Here is a 17,930-nt window from a genome sequence, read left to right as displayed (position 1 = left end):
GCGGCTCGATCTCGGGCACGATGCGGGCTGCTGTGCGGCTCGCGCTCTGGACCACCGTATCGGCTCTGTAAGAGATCTCCCCCTTCGCGTCGGTGGACAGTCCGTGGACACATCCGCGCAGGCGTGGCGCACAGCACGAAGCTGAATGGGGGTGGTGGGTGGGCGGCCCCCCGTTCGAACGCTTACGATCCTCTCCGTGTCCAAACTGACCGACGTGCCCAAACGGATCTTGATCGGGCGCGCACTGCGCAGCGACCGGCTGGGAGAAACGCTCCTGCCGAAGCGCATCGCTCTCCCCGTTTTCGCTTCCGACCCGCTGTCCTCCGTGGCCTATGCGCCCGGCGAGGTCCTGCTGGTCCTCTCCATCGCGGGCGTGTCGGCCTACCACTTCAGCCCCTGGATCGCGGTCGCGGTCGTCGTGCTGATGTTCACGGTCGTCGCCTCCTACCGCCAGAACGTCCACGCCTATCCGAGCGGCGGCGGCGACTACGAGGTGGCGAACACCAACCTCGGGCCGAAGGCCGGCCTCACCGTCGCGAGCGCGCTGCTCGTCGACTACGTCCTGACGGTGGCCGTGTCGATCTCGTCCGGCATCGAGAACCTCGGCTCCGCGATCCCGTTCGTGATCGAGCACAAGGTGCTGTGCGCGGTCGCCGTGATCGTGCTGCTCACCTTGATGAATCTGCGCGGTGTGAAGGAGTCGGGGAAGCTTTTCGCCATTCCCACGTACGTCTTCGTGGCCGGCGTCTTCATCATGATCGCCTGGGGTGCGTTCCGCGGGCTCGTCCTCGGCGATGCCATGCACGCGCCCACCGCCGACTTCCACATCAAGGCGGAGCACCAGGGCCTCGCGGGCATCGCGCTCGTCTTCCTGCTGCTGCGCGCCTTCTCCTCCGGATGTGCGGCGCTCACCGGCGTCGAGGCGATCTCCAACGGTGTCCCGGCCTTCCGCAAGCCCAAGTCGAAGAACGCGGCGAGCACGCTCGCGCTGATGGGCGGCCTCGCCGTCACCATGTTCTGCGGCATCATCGTGCTGGCCCTCGTGACCGACGTGCGGATGGCGGAGAACCCGGCGAAGGACCTGATCCACAACGGTGCCGCGGTCGGCTCCGGCTTCGTTCAGGACCCGGTGATCTCGCAGGTCGCCGAGGCCGTCTTCGGCGGCGGCAGCTTCATGTTCCTGGTCCTCGCGGCCGCCACCGCCCTCGTCCTCTTCCTCGCGGCCAACACCGCGTACAACGGCTTCCCGCTGCTCGGCTCGATCCTCGCCCAGGACCGCTACCTGCCGCGCCAGCTGCACACCCGCGGCGACCGTCTCGCGTTCTCCAACGGCATCGTGCTGCTGGCGGGCGCGGCGGCCCTCCTGGTCGTCATCTACGGGGCCGACTCGACGCGCCTGATCCAGCTGTACATCGTGGGCGTGTTCGTCTCGTTCACGCTCAGCCAGATCGGCATGGTGCGGCACTGGAACCGGCACCTGGCCACGGAGCGGGACCCCGCAAAGCGCCGCCACATGATCCGCTCCCGTGCGATCAACACGTTCGGCGCGTTCCTGACCGGCCTGGTCCTCGTGGTCGTCCTCCTCACGAAGTTCACGCACGGCGCGTGGGTCGCGCTGCTCGGCATGTGCATCTTCTTCGTGACGATGACCGTGATCCGCAAGCACTACGACCGGGTCGCCGAGGAGATCGCCGCGCCGGAGACACCGACGGACGACAGCGTGCGCCCCTCGCGCGTGCACTCCCTCGTCCTCGTGTCGAAGATCCACCGGCCGACGCTGCGGGCGCTCGCGTACGCGAAGTTGATGCGCACGGACACCCTTGAGGCCTTGAGCGTCAATGTTGATCCAGTAGAGACGAAGACGCTGAGGGACGAGTGGGAGCGTCGAGGTATTGACGTGCCGCTCAAGGTTCTTGACTCGCCGTACCGGGAAATCACCCGGCCGATCATCGAGTACGTGAAGAACCTGCGCCGCGAGTCCCCGCGCGACGCGGTCAGCGTGATCATCCCCGAGTACGTCGTGGGCCACTGGTACGAGCACCTGCTGCACAACCAGAGCGCGCTCAGGCTGAAGGGGCGACTGCTCTTCACTCCCGGCATCATGGTGACTTCCGTCCCGTACCAGCTGGAGTCCTCCGAGGCCGCGAAGAAGCGGGCCCGCAGGCGGTCCGAGTGGAGCGCGCCGGGTGCCGTGCGACGCGGTCCGGTCGAGAAGCGCCCGAAGGAGCCCAGCTCCAAGTAAGGAGCGCGTGGTCGTGGTGAGCGGCCGGGCGACAGCCACGTAAACTGGACGGCTGTTGTCCGGCCGCTTTTCCGTGGCCCGCGGCATCGAAGATCTTCCCCCTTACGTACTGGAGCCCCGCCATGCAGGCAGAACCGACGACGTCACTGGTGGGGGAGGAGTACGAGGTCGAGGTCGGCCCCGTCGCGCACGGCGGTCACTGCATCGCGCGCACGGCCGAGGGCCAGGTCCTCTTCGTCCGGCACACGCTGCCCGGCGAGCGGGTCGTGGCACGGGTGACCGAGGGCGAGGAGGGCGCGCGCTTCCTGCGCGCCGACGCCGTCCAGGTCATCGAGGCGTCCAAGGACCGCGTCGAGGCGCCCTGCCCCTACTCGGGCCCCGGCCGCTGCGGCGGCTGCGACTGGCAGCACGCCAAGCCCGGCGCGCAGCGCCGCCTCAAGGGCGAGGTCATCGCCGAGCAGCTGCAGCGCCTCGCGGGCCTCACGCCCGAGGAGGCCGGCTGGGACGGCACGGTCATGCCGGCCGAGGGCGACAAGCTCCCGTCGGGCGAGGTCCCGCAGTGGCGCACGCGCGTCCAGTACGCAATCGACGCCGACGGCAACGCGGGCCTGCGCCGGCACCGCTCGCACGAGGTCGAGCCGATCGAGCACTGCATGATCGCCGCCGAGGGCGTGTCCGAACTCGGCATCGAGAAGCGCGACTGGTCCGGCATGGAGTCGGTCGAGGCGATCGCTGCGAGCGGCTCGCAGGACCGCCAGGTGATCCTCGCCCCGAAGCCGGGCGCCCGCCTGCCGATCGTCGAGCTCGACAAGCCGGTCTCCGTGATGCGGGTCGAGGAGAAGGACGGCGGCGTGCACCGCGTCCACGGCCGCCCCTTCGTGCGCGAGCGCGCCGACGACCGTACGTACCGCGTCGGCAGCGGCGGCTTCTGGCAGGTGCACCCGAAGGCAGCGGACACGCTGATGCGCGCCGTCATGCAGGGCCTGCTGCCGCGCAAGGGCGACATGGCGCTCGACCTGTACTGCGGCGTCGGCCTCTTCGCGGGCGCGCTCGCGGACCGGATCGGCGAGAAGGGCGCGGTGCTCGGCATCGAGTCCGGCAAGCGCGCGGTCGAGGACGCCCGGCGCAACCTGGAGGCCTTCGACCGGGTCCGCATCGAGCAGGGCAAGGTCGAGGCGGTCCTGCCGCGCACCGGCATCTCCGAGGTCGACCTCGTCGTCCTGGACCCGCCGCGCGCGGGCGCCGGCAAGAAGACGGTCTCCCACCTCACGACGCTCGGCGCCCGCCGCATCGCCTACGTGGCCTGCGACCCGGCCGCCCTCGCGCGCGACCTCGCGTACTTCCAGGAGGGCGGGTACCGGGTGCGGACGCTGCGGGCGTTCGACCTGTTCCCGATGACGCACCACGTGGAGTGCGTCGCGATCCTGGAGCCCGCCGAGAAGGGCCGGGCGTAGGCGGATTCGGGCGTCACGTCCTGTGCAGGGTCGTCGAAGGTGATTCGCCGTAGCGTTGGCGGTAGGCGGCGGCGAATCTGCTGCGGTGGGTGAAGCCCCAGCGGTAGGCGACGTCGGTGACGGTCTCCTGGCCCGGTTCCTTCGAGCGCAGCTCTTCGTGGGCCCGGGCCAGCCGAATCCGGCGGAGGTAGTCCGTGGGCGGCATTCCGACGTACTGGCGGAACCCCTGTTGCAGTTGCCGGATGCCGACCCCGGAGATCTCCGCGAGGCCCGCCACGGTGAACGGACGCTCCGGGTGCGCCTCCATGGCGTCGATGGCCCGCTTGACCGGGGTCGGACGGCAGGGGGCGACCGGCCGGGCCAGTTGTTCGCGGTAGGGGTGATCAGCGGCCAGCAGCAGTCCGATCACCAGCGCCTCGCGCAGTCGGTCGGCCAGCAGCTCGTGACGGATGAGCCCCTGGGACGTCTGGGCGTCTTCCGCCGCCGTACGGACCAGCTGGGCCCAGCCGCGCCCGGGGCCGTGCGCGATGTCCATGGCGGGTTTCAGCCGAAGAGGCAACTGGACCGGGGCGTCGAGCAGACGCTCCAACTGGAGTTCCAGTTCGGGGCGTTCGATCTTGACCGCGAGCAGCCGGCAGTCTCCGCTCCACCGGTCCAGCACCGTGTTGTGGCCGGGCTGGAAGACGGCGGCTTCCTGCACGGTGGCCAGGAGGGGATCGAGATGTCCCTGGTGCCACGCCATGGACCCGGACAGCGGCACGTCCACGTGGTACGCCCCCAGTTCGCCGAAGCGCATGCACAGGTCCGCGCCGAACTGCAGGGTGCCGAGCGTCATACCGCGGAGCCTGCCTATCGCGAAGTGCCCGGTGAGCGTGGCTGATGGCTGGAGCAGGTCGATGACGTTGGGGTAGAAGTTGTGACGGATGACCTGGCGGGCCTCGTCCAGGTCAGAGGTGCGGAGCTGGACGGGGCGGGCGAAATCGGCTCGGCGGGCCGACACCCGATGCACGTTCCCGCCGGACTCAGGCACAGAATCGTTCGGCATTTGTGGAATTCTGCCGTCCCATTGATCAAGCTCCTCACCGAGCTCGTCGGCACCGGTCAATCAGCTGCGTTTAGAGGACCGCTGCATGTGCCAACCGGATCATGTCCTCGGGCACCGGTAACTAGCTTTCCATAGAGGCAGTTGCCTGCCCTTCCGCGGTGCCGGACGACCCGTGTCGCCCGTGACGCTGCGGCCGGCGTCCCGGGTTCCAGGACCCTGTGCCCGGGACGTCGCGCTGAAGTGGCGTTGGTGCCTACGGTCCTGACGGGGACTCAGGACCGTAGGCGAGGACGGCCGGACAGGATCAAGGTCGGCGTTTGTGTGTCGGATCGTCGGGAAGGCGTGCCAGCCACACCCCCGATGGGCGCACGCGCCGAAGGAGAAACTGTCTATGCCGCAGCGCGAACCGGTCACCAGGAACCCGGACAAGGGCTACGTAGCTCTTCTTGGCTGGAGTCTCAACGCGGTGGAAGCCCTCGACCGGTTCGATCGGAGATACGTCGTGGTGGCCCCGGAGTGGGCCGAGGAGTACTGCGTCGAGCACGACATCCCGTACGTGCCGTGGAATTTCGAGCGGCTCAACGACCGCTCCGTGGAGATCGCCGAGACGCTGCAGAACGAGGGCGTCGACGTCGCGATCCCGCTGTACGAGGAGACGGTCGAGTGGGCGGGGGCGATCAACTCCGTTCTGTTGGGGAATCCGCGGCTGTACGGGCAGGCGATGCTGCTGCGGGACAAGGCGCTGATGAAGCGCCGCGCCCAACTCGGCGGCATCCGGGTCGGGATCTTCGAGGAGGCGCACGACCGGGACGACGTGATCCGCTTCCTCAAGCGCGTCAATCAGACGCTGCTGAAGCTGGACGGCGACCCGAACGACCCGATCCACCTCAAGGCGTTCGACAAGGCGGGATGCCTCGGGCACCGCGTCATCCGCACCCCGGACGAGATCGACTCGATTCCGGACGAGGAGTTCCCCGTCCTCATGGAATCCCACCTCGACGGCTGGGAGTTCGCGGTCGAGGCGTGGGTGCACAACGGGAAGATCAAGTTCCTCAACATCTCCGAGTACGTCACGCTGGGATACTCGGTGTTCGTGCCGGCGACCCCTGAACTGGAGCGCTACCGCCCGCAGATCACGGCGCAGATCGAGAAGCTCATCAAGACCTTCGACATCGAGTTCGGCTTCGTGCACCCGGAGTACTTCGTCACCAGTGACGGCGAGATGTACTTCGGCGAGGTCGCCTACCGGCCGCCGGGCTTCAAGGTGTTCGAACTCCTCGAGCGGGCATACGGCTTCAACGCGTACCAGGCGCTGGTGCTGGCCTTCGACCCGAAGACGACCGAGGAGGAGATCGACGCCTTCTTCCCGCGCGAGGTCGTCGACGCGTCCGGCGTCGCCGGCTGCTTCGGTGTCTACCCGCGCCGCCGGGTCGTCAGCGAACTGGAGATCCCGGAGGAGACCGAGGACGACGACTACTACGAGTCGCACGACCTCTCGACGCCGCTCGAAGAGACCGTGACCAAAAGGACGGCGTTCGGAACCCACTGGGGCCTGGTGTACTTCTTCGGTGAAGACCCCTACCGAATGCGCGACCTGTTGAAGAAGCAGGAAGAGCTCGACTTCTACGTCTGACGGCCGCCCTGACGACCGTGTGGACGCAGGAGGCCAACCCGAGGGAAACCCTTTGAAACCGACCGCCGACGCCAACGGTGGGGCCACGACGCTGGAGAAGCGCGTGGCCTCACTCGACGACGCCATCCAGGCCATGGCCGAGACCCGTGACTTCGGCAAGCACACGAAGCTGCGGCGGCTCCTGGAAGCACTGCGGCGGGTGCTCGTACAGCCGGGCGGCGCCGCGGCGGTCCAGGCCAGGGCGCAGGCGCTCGAGGAAGCCGGACTCTTCCAGGGGACGGACTGGGCGTCACCGGAGATCCTGATTCCGGCGCTGGTCGGCCCGGGTCTGCACAGCGGGGACGCGGACACCGTCGTCATGGAGGCGACCAGTGAGCTGCGGATGCTCGCCGTCGCCCGCGGCGACTTCGCGCATCCGACGCTGCCCGCCGAGGACGCCCGCCAGTTCCTGTCCCAAGTGCTGGGCGCGAACCTGGAGTCGCTGTTCAACACGCCCACCGAGGCGGAGCGGGTCCAGCAGGGCAGGACCGCACAGCTCGTCCGGGACCTGTTCCGCCACCTCGCGGACGAGATCGGGTACGACACCGTCCTGGACAAGCTGGTGGACGAGATCTGGCGGATCCTGCGCCAGCGTCCGATCCAGGTCGAGGCGGCGCAGTCCCTGATCACCCGGATCTCGATCTACCGCAACGACCCGGACGTCGCTCTCGGCGTGTCGTCGGGGCAGGGCATCGACCGGCTCATCTCCAGCCTGTTCGGGACCACCGAGGCGTGCCGGGAGGACCCGGGTCTCGACGTCTTCCGCTCCCGGCTTGAGGCGATGGACGCCGTCGGCCTGCAGTACGAGGCGACGGGGTTCGCGCGGGCGATGCACGACACCGGCCTGGTGTCGCCGTACCACGCGGAACTGCTCCGGTTCCTGCTGAGCGAGAGCGAGCACCTCTACCTCGTCGGGGAGGCGCTCGGCCTCTCCGACACCGGCCGCAACTGCCTGATGCGCTACAGCCAGTTGGTGCACCGGCTGATCGAGGTGGCCGTGCACCCGGGGACCGCGCAGTGCGTCTACGGCCTCGCGCTGCTGCTCGACCGCGGCATCCTGTACGAGCCGCCGGTGGTGCCCGCGCTCTGGCGCCAACTGGCACTCGAACTCTCCCCGGTCGCCCACGAACGGCTGACGACGGTCTTCGGCGACACGCCGGGGCCGCGGGCGCGCCTGGTCGCGGGGGTGCTCTCGGTCCTCGGCCTGCCGCTCGGCGTCGGCCAGGGCGACAACCCCACCTGCCAGTCGGCCCGCGCGCTGTCGATGTGGGCCTACAACGACCCGGACTACCTGCTGCAAGTGGTGGTCTGGGCGGCCCGCGACGACGAGATCCTCATGCACTTCGAGGGTCAGCCGATCTCGTCGAAGGACAGCGGGGCCGGAGTCGCGAGCACGCTGCCGACGGACCTGGACCCCGTGTCGCTGCTCGTGGTGCCCCATCTGGACCGGATCTACGCCGAGATGGGGCGGCGCTGCGTCGACCGGCCGGGGGACCCGCACCGGTGGGTCAACCCCGAGTTCCACGGCTGGTGGACGGCCCGCGGGTTCCACATCAACGTGGACGTCGCGACCGGGAACCTGGTCGAACTCGACGAGTTCCTGCGGCAGTTCCACGCCGGCTACCACCCGTTCTACAACGGTGAGCAGCCGCTGATCCATCCGCAGCCGGCCGGTGTCGCCGTCACCGACAGCGCGGCCCGCTACGTCGGCTGGCACGCGATCACGATCCTGCGGGTCGCGCCGGACCCGCAGGACGTCATGCGGGTGTACTTCTACAACCCGAACAACGACAGCGGCCAGGACTGGGGCGACGGCGTCGTCGTCTCCACCGCGGGCAACGGCGAGCGGTTCGGCGAGGGTTCACTGCCGTTCGACCAGTTCGCCTCGCGGCTGTACATCTTCCACGCCGACCCGCTCGAGCACGGCGAGCCGGAGCGGGTGCCGGCCGAGGACGTCGCGCGCATCATCGGCTACATCGAGCGCAGCTGGGGCAACGACCGGCTGCCCGCGGGGATGTTGCAGGCCGTCGAAGGGCCCGTCACGCCCGTGGTGGCGCCGTCGACCCCCGAGGTGTGAGCGAAGGCGTCGGTACGGGGCCCGGGTTCGCCGGGTGGCCCGCGATGATGTCGAAGAGGACGCGGGTGACCTGGGCCCCGAAGCTGTGCACGTCGTGGCTCATCGCGGAGAGCGTGGGGTGGGTGAGGCGGCAGAGCTGGGAGTCGTCCCAGGCGAGCAGCGACAGGTCGTCGGGGACCGCCACCCCCATCTCCGCGGCGACCCCGAGCCCGGCCACCGCCATGATGTCGTTGTCGTAGACGATCGCGGTCGGCCGGTCCGGGCGGAGCAGGAGCGAGCGCGTGGCGCGGGCCCCCTCCTCGTCCGCGAAGCCGGTGTTGAGGTGCAGGCCGGTGTCGAGGCCGAGCCCGCGCAGCGTCGACTGGAACGCCTCTTCGCGGATCGCGCTGTGCCCGAGGTCGGCCGGGCCGCCGACGCGGGCGATCCTGCGGTGGCCGAGTGCCGCGAGGTAGCGCACGGCCTCCGTCATCGCGGTGGCGTCGTCGGTCCACACGGAGGGCAGGCCGCCCGTGAGGTCCGGGTGGCCGACCGCGACGGCCGGGAGGCCGAGGCGGGAGAGCGATTCGACGCGCGGGTCGTCCTGGTGGAAGTCGACCAGGACGCTGCCGCCGATCTGGCGTTCGCGCCACCACGTCTGCTGGAGCGCGATCTCCTCGTCGAGGCTGCTGACCAGGCGTAGAAGGAGCGAGCAGGAGTGTTCGGCGAGGACGCTCTCGATGCCGGAGATGAACTCCATGTAGAAGGGTTCGAGGCCGAGCAGCCGGGCCGGGCGGCACAGGGCGAGACCGATCGTGTCCGTGGTGCGCCGGGAGAGGCTGCGCGCCGAGGAGTTCGGCGCCCAGCCCAGCTCCCGAGCCGCGGCGAAGATCCGCTCGCGGGTGGCCTCGGAGAGCCCCGGCTTGTGGTTGAACGCGATGGAGACCGCGCCTTTGGACACCCCGGCGGCGGCCGCGACGTCCTTGATGGTGACGTTGCGGATCGGGGCGGTCATGCCGGTTCCACGCAGAAGAGGGCGGAACGGATCGCGTTGGCTCCCGCGCCGCCGGCGCCGGTGAGGCGGATCCGGGCCTGCTCGCCCGGCAGCAGCGTGACCAGTCCGCGGTCGGCGTGCGCGTGCGGGGAGACGCGGTCGGGCTGGAGCAGCAGGTCGCGTAGGAGGGTCTCGGCGGTCACCACGACGTCGACTGTATCCGGGTCCCCGCCGACGGTCTCGGTCACGACCGTGAAGCGGGGCTCGGGGTAGCCGAACTCCTTGTCCCGTACGGGGAAGTGGAGCGCGCGCGAGCCGTCCGCGTCCGCGACCAGGAACTCCTTGGCCGAACCCGCGGCGGGCACCACGGAGGGCGGAATCGGTATGCGGACCGTCTCGCGCGCGCCCGCGGTCGCCCGCAGCCGGGTCTGACCTGCCATGGTCCCGTCGGCGCGCATCAGGCGCAGGGTGACGGTGGTGTCCCACGGTGCGGCGCCCAGGTTGGACAACACCAACTCGGGTGACGCCACGGCCGGTTGGAGTGTCAGGAGTCGGTCGGCGTACACCCGGCGCAGTTCGTGGTGGAGGGGCTTGAGGCGGCCGTCGCCGTCGACGGCGGACCAGGAGCTGACCGGCCAGCAGTCGTTGAGCTGCCATACGACGGTGCCGGCGCAGCGCGGCCAGTTGGCGCGCCAGTGCTCGATGCCGGTGGCGACGGCGCGGGCCTGCACGACCTGGGTGAGATAGTGCCAGCGGTCGAAGTCCCCTTCGGGCGCGGCGAAGTGGCGTTCCAGGCCGCGCTGGAGCTTGCCGTTGCCGTCCTCCGCCTTCTGGTGGTGCAGCATGCCGGGGGAGTCGGGTGCGAGCTTCTCGCCGGGCAGGGCGCGGCGCAGGGTGGCAAGGGCGGGCGGTGCCTGCCAGCCGAACTCGGCGACGAGGCGCGGGACTTCGGACCGGTACTCGGTGTAGTCGAGCCGGTTCCACACCTCCCAGGAGTGGTACGTGCCGTGGTCGGGGTCGTTGGGGTGGTGGTCCCAGGAGCCGGACCAGGGGCTGCCCGCGGTGTAGGGGCGGGTGGGGTCCAACTCGGCGACTATGCGCGGGAGCAGGCCGAGGTAGTAGCCCTCGCCCCAGGAGTCGCCCGCGAGTTCGTCCTCCCAGCCCCAGTCGCGGAAGCCCCACAGGTTCTCGTTGTTGCCGTTCCACAGGACGAGGCTGGGGTGCGGCATGAGGCGCACCACGTTCTCGCGGGCCTCGGCCTCCACCTCGCCGCGCAGTGGCTGCTCCTCGGGGTAGGCGGAGCAGGCGAAGGGGAAGTCCTGCCAGACCATGAGGCCGAGCTCGTCGCAGGCGTCGTAGAAGGCGTCGTCCTCGTAGATGCCGCCGCCCCAGATGCGTACGAGATCGACGTTGGCGTCGGCGGCCTGGGCGAGGCGGGTGCGGTAGCGCTCGGGGGTGATGCGGGAGGGCAGGACGTCGTCGGGGATCCAGTTGATGCCGCGGGCGAAGACGCGGATTCCGTTGACGACGAAGGTGAAGCCGGTGCCGTGTTCGTCGGCGCTCTGGTCGATCTCGACGGTGCGGAAGCCGATCCGGTGCTGCCAGGTGTCCAGCTCCTCCGTCCCGTCGAGCAGCGTCAACTCGATGTCGTACAGCGGCTGTTCCCCGTATCCGCGGGGCCACCAGAGGTGTACGTCGGGGACGTTCAGGACGAGTGTCGCCGCGTCTCCTTCGAAGGCCGCGTGCGTCTCTATGCCCGCCACCGAGGCCCGTGCTGTCAGTGGACGCCCGGCGCCCTGCGAGGTGCGCTCGACCTCAACCCGCAGCTCGACACGGCCCGTTGAGCCCTCGACCGTCACCAGCGGCCGTACCCGTGCGAGGCGCGCGGTCGACCAGCGCTCGATACGGACCGGGCGCCACAGGCCCGCCGTCACCACGGTGGGCCCCCAGTCCCAGCCGAACGAACAGGCCATCTTGCGGATGTACTGGGACGGCGCCGGATAGACGTTTGGGCGCTCGCCGGTCAACTCCCTTACTGCGTCGGCCTCTTCGTAGGCGGAGGCGAACTCCACCCGCAGTTCGCCGGAGCGGCCGGTGACGTCGAAGCGGTACGAGCGGTGCATGTTGCGGGTGCGGGCGAGCGGCTTTCCGTCGAGGGTGATGCGGGCCGCCGTGTCGATGCCGTCGAAGACCAAGTCCGTTCGATCGTACGGGACTTGCTCGGCGTCGAGCGTGCGGGTGTACGTCCAGGAGCGCCGGCCCACCCACTCGATCTCGTGCTCGTTCGTGCCGAGGAACGGGTCCGGGATCAGGCCCGCGGCCAAGAGGTCGGTGTGCACACAGCCGGGGACGCGGGCGGGGGTCCCGGTCCCGTCGTGGTCGAGGCTCCAGCCCTCGCCGAGCTGGACGGCGTCCTTCATGGTGCGGCTCCCATCGTGCGGTTCCCATCGGGCGTACAGCAGGCCTGAGTTCGCGATCCGCGCCAACCTAACGCCGGTTGAGTGAACCGGTCTAGTCCCCTTCGTGGATGACGATTTGGCGGCCGACTGCTTCAAGGGCCTTTACCGGTTCACAGTTCGCTGCCATAGTGCCGTCAGCCGCTGGGCCGGAGCCGTCAAACCCTCGAAGGAGTGGGGCACATGAGGATGAAGCCGAGCAAGCCGATGGGCGTCGCGCTGCTCACCACCGCGATGCTGGCAGCCGCCGGATGCAGTGGAGGGAGCACGGGGACGGGCGGGGAGGCGAAGGCCCCGACCGACCCCAAGGACGTGTCGGGCACCATCACCGTCCTGACCCACCGCACCGACCTCGTACAGAGCGGGGCGATGAAGAAGTACGCCGCCGAGTTCAACAAGACGTACCCGAAGGTGAAGGTCAAGTTCGAGGGCATCACCGACTACGAGGGCGAGATCAAGATCCGCATGAACACCGAGAACTACGGTGACGTGCTGATGATCCCCGCGGTCATCGGCAAGAACGACTACCCCAAGTTCTTCGCCCCGCTCGGCGACACCGCGGACATGGAGAAGAAGTACCGCTTCACCGACAAGACGGACGTGGGCGGCAAGACGTACGGGGTCGCGAGCTTCGGCACGGCCAACGGGTTCCTCTACAACAAGGCCGTGTGGAAGAAGGCCGGCGTCACTGACTGGCCCACCACGCCGCGGGAGTTCCTCGACGACCTGAAGGCGGTCAAGAGCCGGACCGGCGCGGTGCCGTACTACACGAACTTCAAGGACGGCTGGCCGCTGAGCAGCCCCTGGTCCAACTCCATCGGCTCGGTGAGCTGCGACGTGAAGGCCAACGACAAGCTCGCGAGCGACAAGAAGCCGTGGGCCGCCGGCAGCGACCTCAACGTCATCGACACGCTGCTGTACGACATCGTCCACGACAAGTACGCCGAGCAGGACCCGACCACCACCAACTGGGAGAACTCCAAGAACCTGCTGGCCAAGAGGAAGATATCGAGCATGCTGCTCGGCTCCTGGGCCGTCACGCAGATGCAGGACGCCGCGAAGAAGGCGGGTGAGAACCCCGACGACATCGGGTTCATGCCCTTCCCCGTCCAGAAGGACGGCAAGTTCTGCGCCACCCTGCTCTCCGACTACCAACAGGCCGTGAACGTCCACTCCGAGCACAAGGCCGCCGCCCGCGCCTGGCTCGACTGGTTCACCGAGAAGTCCGGCTACGCGGCCAAGGAGGGCGCCGTCTCCGCGGTGCGCTCCGCGCCGATGCCGGTGACGCTCAAGCCGTACGAGGACAACGATGTCAGGTACATCGAGCGTTCGGAGGCGAAGACCGGGCAGGTCAACGCGATCGACAACGCGGCCGAGATCGGGCTCGGCAAGCAGGACTATCGGCAGAAGCTCGTCGACATCGCGCGTGGGGCGCAGAAGGGGTCGTTGGAGGGGTACTTCGACGAGCTCGACAAGCGGTGGGCCGAGGCGTCTGCGGCTGCGGGTGGGTGAGTGATGGGTTCCGATGCGAAGTTCAGTTCGGCGTCGGCCGGGCCTACGTCGCGGGGCTCTGCCCCGGGCCCCGCTGCTCAATCGCCGCAGGGGCTTGAAATGCCCGCTGCTCAATCGCCGCCGTGGGTTGAAAAGCCTGCTCGAACGCCGCAGGGGCTGAAAGTGGTCACCCCGTGGTTGTTCCTTCTCGTGCCGCTCGCGCTGCTGATCACGTTCACGTACGTCCCGGTCGGCAACATGATCTATTACAGCTTCACGGACTGGGACGGCGTCAGCCCCGAACGGAACTTCACCGGGGTCGACAACTACACCCAACTCTTCACGCGGCCCGAGCTGTTCAGGGTGTTCTTCGTCAGCTTCTACTACCTGGCCGCGTCCGCCGTGCAGATCGTGATCGCGCTCTACTTCGCGACGGTGCTCAGCTTCGATCTGCGCTTCCGGAACCTCTTCAAGGGCATCCTGTTCTTCCCCTACCTGATCAACGGCGTCGCCATCGGCTTCGTCTTCCTGTACTTCTTCCAGGACGGCGGCACCCTCGACTCGGTGCTCTCGTGGTTCGGGGCCGGCGGCGACCACGCGTGGCTCGGTGACGCGGAGTCGGCGAACACCTCGCTCGCGGGGGTGTCCGTGTGGCGGTTCACCGGACTCAACTTCGTGTTGTTCCTCGGCGCGATCCAGTCGATCCCGGGGGAGTTGTACGAGGCCGCGCAGCTCGACGGGGCCTCGCGCTGGCAGCAGTTCCGACACATCATCGCGCCGGGCATCAAGCCGGTGCTCAGCCTCAGCGTGATTCTCGCGATCTCCGGCTCGCTCGCGGTCTTCGAGATCCCGTACATCATGACCAGCGGCGCGACCGGAACGTCGACCTTCGTCGTCCAGACGGTGAAGCTCGCCTTCCAGTTCAACAAGACCGGGCTCGCCTCGGCCTGCGCCGTGGTGCTGCTCCTGATCATCCTGCTGATCACGTGGATCCAGCGACGCCTTGTGCCCGACGAAAAGGTGGACCTCGTATGACCGCTCTACCTGTAGTGGACCGGGCCGCCACCGCCCGCAGGCGGCCGCGCGTCGGCACGGTGCTCACCTATCTCTCCCTGGTCGTCGCCTCCCTCGTGGTCCTCGTCCCGCTCGTCGTCGTACTGCTCACGTCGTTGAAGTCCTCGCACGAACTCACGGAGGGCGGAGGGGCGTTCAGCCTGCCCGACGACTGGCTGAACTTGTCCAACTACGTCACCGCCTTCCGCGACGGCAAGATGCTCATGGCGTTCGGGAACACGGCGTTCATCCTGCTGTTCTCGATCACCGGCACCGTTCTCATCGGCTCGATGACGGCCTACGCGATCGACCGCTTCCAGTTCCGCCTGAAGAAGACGGTCATGGCGCTGTTCCTGTTCGCCACGCTCGTGCCGGGAGTGACGACGCAGGTCGCGACCTTCCAAGTGGTCAACAGCTTCGGCCTGTTCGACTCGCGTTGGGCGCCGATCCTGCTCTACATGGGGACGGACATCGTCTCGATCTACATCTTCCTGCAGTTCATCAGGGGCATTCCGACCTCGCTCGACGAGGCCGCCCGGATCGACGGCGCCAACACCTTCACCATCTACCGGAAGATCATCCTGCCGCTGCTCAAGCCGGCCATCGCCACTGTCGTCATCGTCAAGGGCATCACGACGTACAACGACTTCTACATCCCGTTCCTCTACATGCCCTCCGAGGACAAGGGGACGATCTCCACCGCGCTGTTCCGGTTCAAGGGGCCGTTCGGCGCGCACTGGGAGGACATCTCCGCCGGCGCGATCCTCGTGATCCTGCCGACGCTGCTCGTCTTCCTGTTCCTGCAGCGCTACATCTACAACGGCTTCGCGGCCGGTGCCACGAAATGACCGGCCCGCCGCCCGCACGGCGCGTCACGATCACCGACGTCGCGGCCCGCGCCGGGGTGTCGCGGGGCGCGGTCTCCCTCGCGTACAACAACCGCCCCGGCCTCTCCGACGCCACACGGACCCGCATCATGGCGGCGGTCGACGAACTGGGCTGGTCGCCGCATCGGACACCGAGCAAGCTGTCCGGTGCGGCGACCGGCGCCGCGGACACCGTCGGACTCGTCATCGCGCGATCGGCGCGGCAGCTCCAACTGGAGCCGTTCTACGTGGAGTTCATCTCCGGTGCCGAGTCGGTCCTGGAGGAGCACGGCTGCTCGCTCCTCCTCCACCTGGTGCGCGACACCGCGCGGGAGATCGCCGTGCACCGGCAGTGGTGGCGCTCCCGTCGGATCGCCGGATCCATCCTGGTCGACATCCAGCACGACGACCCCCGGATCGCCGCCCTGCGCGCGATCGGCCTCCCGGCCGTCGCGGTCGGCCATCCGTCACTGACCGGCGGCTACACCTCGGTGTGGACCGACGACGAGACCGCCGTACGGGAGGCGGTGCGCCATCTCGCCGCGCTCGGGCACCGGCGGATCGCCCGGGTCGGCGGCCATCCGGCGTTCGGCCACACCGGCATCCGAACCGCCGCGCTGAACCAGGCCGTCGCGGACCTCGGCCTCGAACCGGCCCGCAACGTCACCACCGACTTCTCCGGCGAGCAGGGCGCCCGTGCGACCCGTCGGCTGCTCGCCTCCGCGCGGCGGCCCACGGCGATCGTCTACGACAACGACATCATGGCGGTCGCGGGTCTCGCGGTCGCCGCCGAACTGGGCCTGAGCGTCCCGGCGGACGTCAGCCTGATCGCCTGGGACGACTCCCGGCTGTGCCGGCTCACCCACCCGGACCTGTCGGCCATGAGCCACGACGTCTTCGCGTTCGGCGCCGATGTCACCCGCCGCCTCTTCGACGTCGTCCACCGCCGCAACCCTTCGTCGGAGCCCGTCGCGCCGCCCGTGCTGGTGCCCCGCGGCAGCAGCGCGCCGCCGCGGGGCGTGGGGGCGAGAGTCACAGGGTGAGTTCACCCTGGTTCAGGACGCGAGGGTGGAAGTACGTCGACTGGATCTCGGCGTTGGTGTTGTTCCCGCGCAGCTGCTCGGACCACAGCATGAACCAGGCCCATTGCGGCTGACTCGTCAGCAGTGCGGCGTTGGGCATCCTGCCCATTTCCGCGATGGCCATCGGCTTCGTTCCGGCGATGCTCCGCATCTGCTGATAGTCGGCGGAACTCGGGTAATTCTTGTACCAGGCGTCGAGGGACACGACATCGACATACTGGCTGCCGGGGTAGTAACTGCTCCAGCCGCCCGCCGGATTGTCCTGCACGTTCCACACCCAGATCAGATTGTCGAGACCCTTGGTGTCGGCCAGGTAGTCGTGCGTGATCTGGTACAGGCGCGCGCTGCCATTCGTGCCCGGACGGTTCCCCCACCAGTTCCACGACTCGTTCATTTCGTGGAGCGGGCGGAAGAGCACGGGGACTCCCGCGTCCTTCAATTGCTTGAGGTAGGGCACCGCCTCGTCGAGGCGCTTCTTCCACGCCGTGTTCAGCGCGCTGCCTTCGGTGACGAGCTGAGAGAACTGCGCGTCCGAGATGTTCGACTTCACGCCACCCTCGAACGCGCAGCTGCTGCCTCCGGTCGGCGGGCAGACGTGCCAGGTCAGGGCCACCAGCGAGCCGTTCTTCCACTCGGTCTTGGCCTGGTCGATCACGCGTTGCCGGTTCGCCACGTCGGTGGCGTTGAACATCAGGTCGCCACCCCACAGGCCGGGGTACTGGCCGGTGACGTCCTTCACCTGTTGCGTGTACGCGCCGGGTGAGGTGGCGGGCTCCTTGTTGTGCTGGCCGGAAATGATGTGATTCCCGGAAACGGACCGTAAGTAATTCAGCACGGTCTGCTTGGAGCTCGGCGGGAATGCCTGCGCGGATTCGGTCGCGGGCCAGGCGGAGAGGCCCGCCGCGATGGCCGCGGACGCCGCCAAGAAGGCGACGCAGTGTTTGATTCTCTTCATGAGGGGGTCCCAGCTCTCGGGAAGGGGCGGAATGCTTGTCGCCAAGACGGTGGCGGGAATTCCGGCGGGCGTCAATGGATTGCGCCGCATCCCGAGAGCTGTCGGCCGCACTATTTACTGAACGTTTTGTAAACGGCGCTCAGTCCACGCTGTAGCAGCGGATCACGATGGCGACCCCGTCCTCCGGATTGCCCTCGTCCCGCGCGTGTCCGACGAAGACCGTCCGCGCGAGCCAGAGGTGGGCGGGCGCGTCGGTGCGGAACGTCGGCGCCGTGCGGAAGTAGCCGGAGTCCTCCACGTAGTAGCCGCGATTGACGATGTCGATGACGGCGCCGTCGTCCGCCCGCAGGAGGTAGCGGGCCTCCAACTCGCAGACGCCGCCTCGGGTGTTCGACCAGTCGCCGCCGCCGGGCAGCACCGTGCCGTTGAGGCGCGGGCCGGTCACGGTGCCGCCGGTGATCGGGGTGAAGTCGGTGCGCTCGCCGGCGCCGTGGCCGATGTGCAGCGGCTCGCTGACCTCGGCGCGGATCTCGAAGGCGAAGGAGAGGGAGGGGGTGTGGGTCACGC

Annotated in this window: 13 protein-coding genes; 8 read left to right on the top strand and 5 right to left on the bottom strand. The window is 68.7% G+C overall.

Annotated features, from left to right (window positions below; all coding sequences use genetic code 11):
- Window positions 1–196 precede the first annotated feature (196 nt).
- Window positions 197–2,242 carry an APC family permease gene (locus ACOKM3_RS12640; protein ID WP_426899966.1) on the top strand — a complete coding sequence of 682 codons (2,046 nt, stop codon included), beginning with the start codon at window positions 197–199 and terminating at the stop codon, window positions 2,240–2,242.
- A gap of 122 nt (window positions 2,243–2,364) precedes the next feature.
- Window positions 2,365–3,696, top strand: a complete 1,332-nt coding sequence (locus ACOKM3_RS12635; protein WP_426899964.1) for a class I SAM-dependent RNA methyltransferase — start codon at window positions 2,365–2,367, stop codon at window positions 3,694–3,696.
- 13 nt (window positions 3,697–3,709) lie between these two features.
- On the opposite strand, the gene ACOKM3_RS12630 is transcribed toward ACOKM3_RS12635, so the two are convergent.
- Complete coding sequence (locus ACOKM3_RS12630) at window positions 3,710–4,741, bottom strand: helix-turn-helix transcriptional regulator (RefSeq protein ID WP_426899962.1); 1,032 nt, start codon at window positions 4,739–4,741, stop codon at window positions 3,710–3,712.
- Window positions 4,742–5,132: 391 nt separating this feature from the next.
- On the opposite strand from ACOKM3_RS12630, the gene ACOKM3_RS12625 reads away from it, so the two are divergent.
- Together ACOKM3_RS12625 and ACOKM3_RS12620 are read left to right on the top strand one after the other, a co-directional pair.
- Window positions 5,133–6,374 carry an ATP-grasp domain-containing protein gene (locus ACOKM3_RS12625; protein WP_426899960.1) on the top strand — a complete coding sequence of 414 codons (1,242 nt, stop codon included), beginning with the start codon at window positions 5,133–5,135 and terminating at the stop codon, window positions 6,372–6,374.
- A gap of 52 nt (window positions 6,375–6,426) precedes the next feature.
- Complete coding sequence (locus tag ACOKM3_RS12620) at window positions 6,427–8,490, top strand: hypothetical protein (RefSeq protein WP_426899958.1); 2,064 nt, start codon at window positions 6,427–6,429, stop codon at window positions 8,488–8,490.
- On the opposite strand, the gene ACOKM3_RS12615 is transcribed toward ACOKM3_RS12620, so the two are convergent.
- Entirely contained in the window at window positions 8,453–9,481 is a 1,029-nt protein-coding gene (locus ACOKM3_RS12615) for a LacI family DNA-binding transcriptional regulator (protein ID WP_426899956.1), read from the bottom strand. The two genes, ACOKM3_RS12620 and ACOKM3_RS12615, sit on opposite strands and share 38 nt — an antisense overlap.
- Window positions 9,478–11,880 carry a glycoside hydrolase family 2 protein gene (locus ACOKM3_RS12610; RefSeq protein ID WP_426899954.1) on the bottom strand — a complete coding sequence of 801 codons (2,403 nt, stop codon included), beginning with the start codon at window positions 11,878–11,880 and terminating at the stop codon, window positions 9,478–9,480. Before ACOKM3_RS12610 ends, ACOKM3_RS12615 begins: the two co-directional genes overlap by 4 nt.
- 225 nt (window positions 11,881–12,105) lie before the next feature.
- Here ACOKM3_RS12610 and ACOKM3_RS12605 point away from each other — a divergent pair, with 225 nt between their 5' ends.
- The 4 genes from ACOKM3_RS12605 to ACOKM3_RS12590 all read left to right on the top strand — a co-directional run bounded on the left by ACOKM3_RS12605 (window position 12,106) and on the right by ACOKM3_RS12590 (window position 16,369).
- Entirely contained in the window at window positions 12,106–13,428 is a 1,323-nt protein-coding gene (locus tag ACOKM3_RS12605; protein ID WP_426906777.1) for an ABC transporter substrate-binding protein, read from the top strand.
- A gap of 99 nt (window positions 13,429–13,527) precedes the next feature.
- Entirely contained in the window at window positions 13,528–14,442 is a 915-nt protein-coding gene (locus ACOKM3_RS12600) for a carbohydrate ABC transporter permease (protein WP_426899952.1), read from the top strand.
- Window positions 14,439–15,308: a carbohydrate ABC transporter permease gene (locus tag ACOKM3_RS12595; protein ID WP_426899950.1), complete on the top strand. Its 870-nt coding sequence runs from the start codon at window positions 14,439–14,441 to the stop codon at window positions 15,306–15,308. Before ACOKM3_RS12600 ends, ACOKM3_RS12595 begins: the two co-directional genes overlap by 4 nt.
- Entirely contained in the window at window positions 15,305–16,369 is a 1,065-nt protein-coding gene (locus tag ACOKM3_RS12590; protein WP_426899948.1) for a LacI family DNA-binding transcriptional regulator, read from the top strand. Before ACOKM3_RS12595 ends, ACOKM3_RS12590 begins: the two co-directional genes overlap by 4 nt.
- Here ACOKM3_RS12590 and ACOKM3_RS12585 read toward each other — a convergent pair.
- Together ACOKM3_RS12585 and ACOKM3_RS12580 are read right to left on the bottom strand one after the other, a co-directional pair.
- The gene (locus ACOKM3_RS12585; protein WP_426899946.1) at window positions 16,359–17,363 is read right to left on the bottom strand and encodes a glycosyl hydrolase; all 1,005 of its coding nucleotides are present in this window, start codon (window positions 17,361–17,363) and stop codon (window positions 16,359–16,361) included. The genes ACOKM3_RS12590 and ACOKM3_RS12585 overlap by 11 nt on opposite strands.
- Before the next feature lie 139 nt (window positions 17,364–17,502).
- Window positions 17,503–17,928, bottom strand: a complete 426-nt coding sequence (locus ACOKM3_RS12580) for a DUF3237 domain-containing protein (protein WP_426899944.1) — start codon at window positions 17,926–17,928, stop codon at window positions 17,503–17,505.
- Window positions 17,929–17,930: the final 2 nt, after the last annotated feature.

Origin of the sequence: Streptomyces nidicola (assembly GCF_050106155.1) — a bacterium.
Taxonomy (GTDB): Bacteria; Actinomycetota; Actinomycetes; order Streptomycetales; family Streptomycetaceae; genus Streptomyces.
This window is presented reverse-complemented; position numbering and strand designations above follow the sequence as displayed.